The organism is Rhodococcus sp. EPR-157, assembly GCF_001647195.1.
Classification (GTDB): Bacteria; Actinomycetota; Actinomycetes; order Mycobacteriales; family Mycobacteriaceae; genus Rhodococcoides.
On record NZ_LVCV01000511.1, the window covers coordinates 1 to 5,791 of the forward strand.

The following is a 5,791-nucleotide window of genomic DNA, read 5'->3' on the forward strand; positions in this document are numbered from 1 at the left end:
TGCGCAGCTGCAGAAGCTGGAGAAGTCTCTGGACGTCATGTTGGTGGCGCGCAACTCGCACGAGGTCAAGCTGACGTCGGCGGGCAAGGAATTCGTAACGCAGGCACGCTTGATCGTTCAACAGATGGACAAGGCCGCGAGCATCGCGAAGTCGACGGCCGCTGGGCGATCGGGATCGCTCAACGTTGGGTACAACTTTCCGGCGAGTAGGCACGTCCTGCCGTACGCATTGGCGAAGATGAGCAAGGAACACCCCGACTTGGTGGTCTCTTTGTGGGAAAAGCGAACCGGTCCGCAGCTCTCGGCGTTGGCGGACGGAGTTCTCGACGTCGCTCTTGTCTACGGTCATCCGCACACTGCCGAGTTCCGTCATCGGCGGGTCCTGCATCGGGTTCCCCTTGTCGCGGTGGTGGGCAAAGGCCATGCGTGGGCGGGTCGGCCTGGCGTGCCGTTTGCCGAATTGGCCAACCAGTCGTGCGTGTTGTTCGAACGCGAGCAGTGCCCGGCGATGTACGACTCGATCCTGTCCGCGGCTGCGGACAACAAGATCGCGCTGAAGATCGCCCAGACCGCCGACGATCCGGGTGCAACGGCACACGTCGTGTCGGTCAAACCGCTCGTTGGGTTCGCATCCCTTCCACGGGCCACCTCGGTGGGAATGGGAGCGGTCGGGGCGAACTCGGTTGCCGTGAAGCTGTTCGACCCAGTTCCGGTCATCGACCTGTACGCCGTCTGGCGCGCCGGTGAAGTGAATCCAGCTGTCGATTCCTTCCTGGATTGCATCGAGCCTCCGGAGAGCGTGAAATGTCCGTCGGAAGTGGGGCTCGCAGTCTGACGTCGTGGATAGGAATATCCATTGGCGCGCAAGTCTTTTGGGCATTGCCGCCCATGAAATGCGCGTGTTGAATCGGTATTCATGAATCCTCAGTCGTTCTCCGGGCCCGGCGTCGAGTTGGCCGAGAAGTCGGGCCTGTCCTCCATCATTTTCGACGCCGCAGACCGGACACCGGGTCGACCGTCCCTACGAGATAGCGGGCACTCCGAATCGCTGACGTGCCTCGAGGTCGCGGACCGCGTCCGGAATCTTGCCTCGGCCCTCGTGGAGGCCGGAGTGGGCGTGGGCGAACGCGTCGCCGTGCTCGGCCGCACGAGCCTGGACTGGGTCGTCCTCGACCTGGCGGTGCTGGCTGTCGGTGGTGTCGTGGTGCCCGTGTATCCGACATCCTCCCCAGATCAGATCCGCCACATCGTGGCAGATTCCGGATCCACCCACTTCGCCGCCGAGAGCGAGTTGGACGCCGAACGGCTGAGTGACGCCGGTGCGGCAACGGTGTGGTCGTTCGAGACGGTGTCACAGTGGTCGCGTTCCACGAGTCGCACCGCCCCCGATGATCGCATCGCTGCAGTCCATCGTGACGATCTCGCGATGATCGTGTACACCAGCGGTACCACCGGGCCGGCCAAGGGCTGCATGCTCAGTCACCGCAACATGTTTGCGGCCGCGGCCAACACAGTTGTTCGGGCCGGTGAGATGTTCGGCGGCACCGCGGACGATCAGGCGGTGACCGCGCTGGGACTGCCGCTGGCCCACGTGTTCGGACAGACCATTCTGTTCGCAACGCTGTACGGCGGCACGGACACGCACCTCTTGCCAGGTATTCCCGATACGGTTGCCGCGCTGCCGCAGATCAAGCCGACGTTCCTTGCTCTCGTTCCGTACGCCCTCGAGAAGATCCGCAAGGCCGCCCGACCACACCTCGAAGGCGGCGCGGAGGAAGCTGCGGTGGCCGACGGATTGACACTGCTCAGGTCCGGACAACAGGCATCGGCCGTTGTTCCGCCGCGGCCAGTGCTCGGCATGCTGGGTGGCCGTCTGCGCTCCGTGATCTCCGGGGGCGCATCGTTGGACGACTCCACCGCCGGGTTCTATGCAGGATTCGGCGTCGACATCCTCAATTGCTACGGAATGACCGAATCCGCAACGGCGGTCACCGTGAACGAGCCGAAGACCAATCGCATCGGAACGGTCGGACGGCCGATACCGGGAACTACCGTGGCCATAGCTCCCGACGGCGAAGTTCTGGTCCGCGGCGCCAACGTCACACGGGGCTACTGGGGTGCCGCAGCGGATCGATCTCCGGTCGACGCCGACGGCTGGTTGCATACCGGGGACATCGGCGAGCTCGACGACGGCTATCTTCGAATCACGGGGCGTAAGAAAGAGATTCTGGTCACCTCGGGTGGCAAGAACGTGGCGCCGACCCCGCTGGAAGACCGAATTCGGTTGCATCCGTTCGTGAGCAACGCGGTCGTGATCGGAGATGGGCGTTCGTACGTGGCAGCGTTGATCACCCTCGACCCGGCAGCGGTCGGTCTCGACGACGCCCTGGTACGCGCCGAGCTGCAAACGGCCGTTGACGACGCGAATTCACTGGTCTCGCGTGCCGAGTCGATTCGTCAATTCCGTGTGTTATCAGTCGATTTTACGGTCGATTCCGGATTGCTGACGTCGTCACTGAAATTGAAGCGGGCTGCTATCGAAGCGACGTTCGCCGCCGAGATCGCCGACATCTACGACATGGCCACCCCGCAAACACTTCGATAACACACCTACTGATCCCAGGTCGGCTATAGGGCAGACCGATCGCCCGATGCCGAACCATTCTTCGGACACGCATCGGGTCCCTAGGACAGAAACACTGAGATTCGAGAGCACGAGACTCAAAACCGATCGAACAGGAGCGGATTCACTATGTACGACGTCATCGTTGTCGGCGCCAGGGTGTCAGGATCTTCGGTAGCAATGTTGCTCGCACGGAAAGGATATCGAGTACTCGCGGTCGACCGGACGACGTTCCCGAGCGACACGGTCTCGACCCACTACATTCACCAGGCAGGGCTCTCGCGGCTGCAGGACTGGGGACTGTTGGACAAGGTGATCGAGTCCGGCTGCCCGCCGATTCGGCACCTGAACTTCTCCTACACCGACATCTCCCTCGACGGGTTCGCAGACCCGATCGACGGCCTCGACGCCGTCTACTGCCCGAGACGCACCGTCCTGGACTCGATCTTGGTCAACGGCGCCCGTGAAGGAGGAGTCGAGGTGATCGAGAACTTCACCGTCGACGAACTCGTGATCAGCGACGGTGTCGTGCGAGGAATTCGCGGACACGAGGGCGACGGTCCGGAGCAGGAGTTCCGCAGCACGATCGTGATCGGCGCGGATGGTGCCAACTCGACCGTCGCGAACAAAGTCGGCGCGGACATCTACAAGACGTCGCCCGGTGGCTGCTTCATCTACTACTCGTACTACTCCGGGATCGACTGGGGGATGCAGCACCGCACCGGTTTCGGCGAGCAGCAGTTCGCGTCGTGGCCCACCAACGACGGTCTCAGTCTCGTCGCCGTCATGCGCAAGCGCGACCGGTTCCGCGACTTCCGCGGCGACCCCGATGGCGGCATGCAGGAGATCGTCGACGCAGTCGACCCGAAGTACGGTGAAGAATTGCGCGACAGCGCCGTTCGTGAAGAGCCGTTCCGTCCGATGCTCTACCCGGACAACTTCTACCGACGCTCGTTCGGTCCCGGCTGGGCATTGGTCGGCGACGCGGGCTACCACAAGGATCCGTTCACCGGGTGGGGGATTACCGACTCGTTCAAGTACGCAGAGCTGCTCTCCGAGCGCGTACACGAAGGTCTGAGCGGTTCGCGGCCGATGATCGATGCGCTCGAGGACTACCAGAATACTCGTGACGAACAGAGCGCGGGCACGTACGAATTGACCACCAGTATCTCCGACCTGAAGTTGACGCCGTACTACGACTCGGTCTTCCGTGCAGCGAGCAAGAGTCCGGCGTACACGAAGAAGTTCTTCGGGCTCATCGCCGGAGGTATCCCCGGTGAGGAGTTCTTCTCACCCGCCAATCTCGCCGATCTGTACGCGGAAGTGGACCTTCCGCACGGCGACCGACATCTGACGTCGGCGTGAGCACCGCGACTCTGACCGTCGTCGGCGACAGCTTCGTCGAAGGCCGGGGCGACCCGGTCGAGGGCGGCGGCTTCCGCGGCTGGGTCCCGCGGTTCGCAGGACAAATAGGGCTGCGTGGCAACAAGGTTCGCAACTTCGGCACACACGGCGCCACGACGACACATGTCCTCGACGTGCAGCTTCCCGGTGCGCTTGCGACCCGTTCCTCGCTCTACGGTGTCGTCGTGGGAGTCAACGATCTGGTGAGTGACTACGAACGGCCGCGGTTCGAGGACAACCTGCACGCGATCTTCGACAAGCTGCGTACCGGCGGCGCAACAGTGTTCACCGCCACGTACCCGGACATCCCAGCGAGGCTGCCGGTGCCGGACCAGTTCCGGGAACTGCTGCGCGAGCGCTTCACCGAAGCGAACGCCGCACTCGTCCAGGTCACCCGCACCACGGGAACGCTTCTTCTCGACATCGCCGCATCCCCCCAGTGGGCGGAGGGCGAGATGTGGACCTCCGACGGCCTCCACCCGAGCTCGACCGGCCATCGTGAGTTCGCCGCCTCCGCAGTGGAACTCGTCTACCAGACGACTGCCACCACCCTCGCAGCCTGATATTCGCTCGCCGCACGTCACTTCGCATGAAACCCGAGAGGACCATCGTGACCGCCGAATCCACTACCGGATCCGACATCTTCGAAGACCGTCGACTCGCTCGCAACCCTATTGCGATCGTCGGAATGTCCGGATTGTTCCCGAAAGCCACGAGCCACCGGGAGTACTGGCAGAACATCGTCGACGGTGTCGATTGCACCGAGGAGGTTCCGGCGTCTCGGTGGAGCCTCGACGACTATTTCGACGCCGACAGGACTGCCCCGGACAAGACCTACTCCCGCCGTGGAGCGTTTCTCCCCGATGTCGATTTCGATCCCCTCGAATTCGGATTGCCGCCCAACCAGCTCGAAGTGACGTCGACGATGCAGACGCTCAGTTTGGGCGTTGCTCGTGATCTCCTGATCGACGCCGGCGCGACGGGATCGTCCTGGTACGACCCTGTTCGCACCGGTGTCGTCCTCGGCACGACCGGACCGGTTCCGCTGATGCATCCGCTCGCCGCTCGGTTGTCCACGCCGATCCTGAAAGAAGCGGCGCGCAGCTGTGGACTGTCGACCGAGGACGTCAACGCGATCGCCGACAAGTTCACCGCAGCGTTTGCGCCGTGGGAAGAGAATTCGTTCCCCGGTCTGCTCGCCAACGTGGTCGCGGGCCGCGTCGCCAACCGGTTCGGACTGGGCGGTATCAACTGCACGGTGGACGCCGCGTGTGCCGCTTCACTCGCAGCGTTGCGGACCGCTGTCGCAGAACTGCTGGACGGCCGAGCCGACACGATGATCACCGGTGGTGTGGACACCGAGAACTCGATCTTCATCTACATGTGCTTCAGCAAGGTCGGCGCACTGTCGCCGACCGGGCAGATCAGCCCCTTCTCTGCACAAGCCGACGGCACGCTGCTCGGCGAGGGCATCAGCATGGTTGCGCTCCGCCGACTGTCGGACGCTCAGCGCGACGGCAACCGTATCTACGCCGTCATCCGTGGCCTCGGCTCGTCGAGCGACGGGCGGTCCAAAAGCATCTACGCCCCGCGCGCGGAAGGCCAGCGGATCGCGCTCGACCGCGCCTACGCCGACGCCGAGTGCTCACCTGCCTCGGTCGAATTGTTCGAAGCGCACGCGACCGGTACTGCTGTCGGCGACCGAACGGAAATCGAAGCGCTCGGTGGTTTGTTGCGCGACGCCGGTGACGAGACGTCGTATGC

General features: G+C 63.5%; 5 protein-coding genes. All 5 read left to right on the forward strand.

The genetic code is table 11. The annotated features are described in order from the left end of the window. A partial coding sequence (locus A2J03_RS23085; RefSeq protein ID WP_068378621.1) for a LysR substrate-binding domain-containing protein occupies positions 1-835 on the forward strand: 835 nt, incomplete at its 5' end. Positions 836-916: 81 nt separating this feature from the next. Then, on the forward strand, positions 917-2,605 hold the full coding sequence (locus A2J03_RS23090) for an AMP-dependent synthetase/ligase (RefSeq protein WP_068378623.1): 1,689 nt from the start codon (positions 917-919) through the stop codon (positions 2,603-2,605). 147 nt (positions 2,606-2,752) lie between these two features. Then, positions 2,753-3,988: an NAD(P)/FAD-dependent oxidoreductase gene (locus A2J03_RS23095; RefSeq protein WP_068378628.1), complete on the forward strand. Its 1,236-nt coding sequence runs from the start codon at positions 2,753-2,755 to the stop codon at positions 3,986-3,988. Beyond that, a complete protein-coding gene (locus A2J03_RS23100) occupies positions 3,985-4,590 on the forward strand; it encodes an SGNH/GDSL hydrolase family protein (RefSeq protein WP_068378634.1) in 606 nt (201 codons plus the stop codon). Before A2J03_RS23095 ends, A2J03_RS23100 begins: the two co-directional genes overlap by 4 nt. A 26-nt stretch (positions 4,591-4,616) precedes the next feature. Next, on the forward strand, positions 4,617-5,791 hold a 1,175-nt coding region (locus A2J03_RS23105), incomplete at its 3' end, for a beta-ketoacyl synthase N-terminal-like domain-containing protein (RefSeq protein WP_269455238.1).

Coding starts and splice junctions, on each gene's coding strand:
- A2J03_RS23095 (WP_068378628.1), top strand. CDS start 2,753: ATGTACGACGTCATCGTTGTCGGCGCCAGGGTGTCAGGATCTTCGGTA.
- A2J03_RS23090 (WP_068378623.1), top strand. CDS start 917: ATGAATCCTCAGTCGTTCTCCGGGCCCGGCGTCGAGTTGGCCGAGAAG.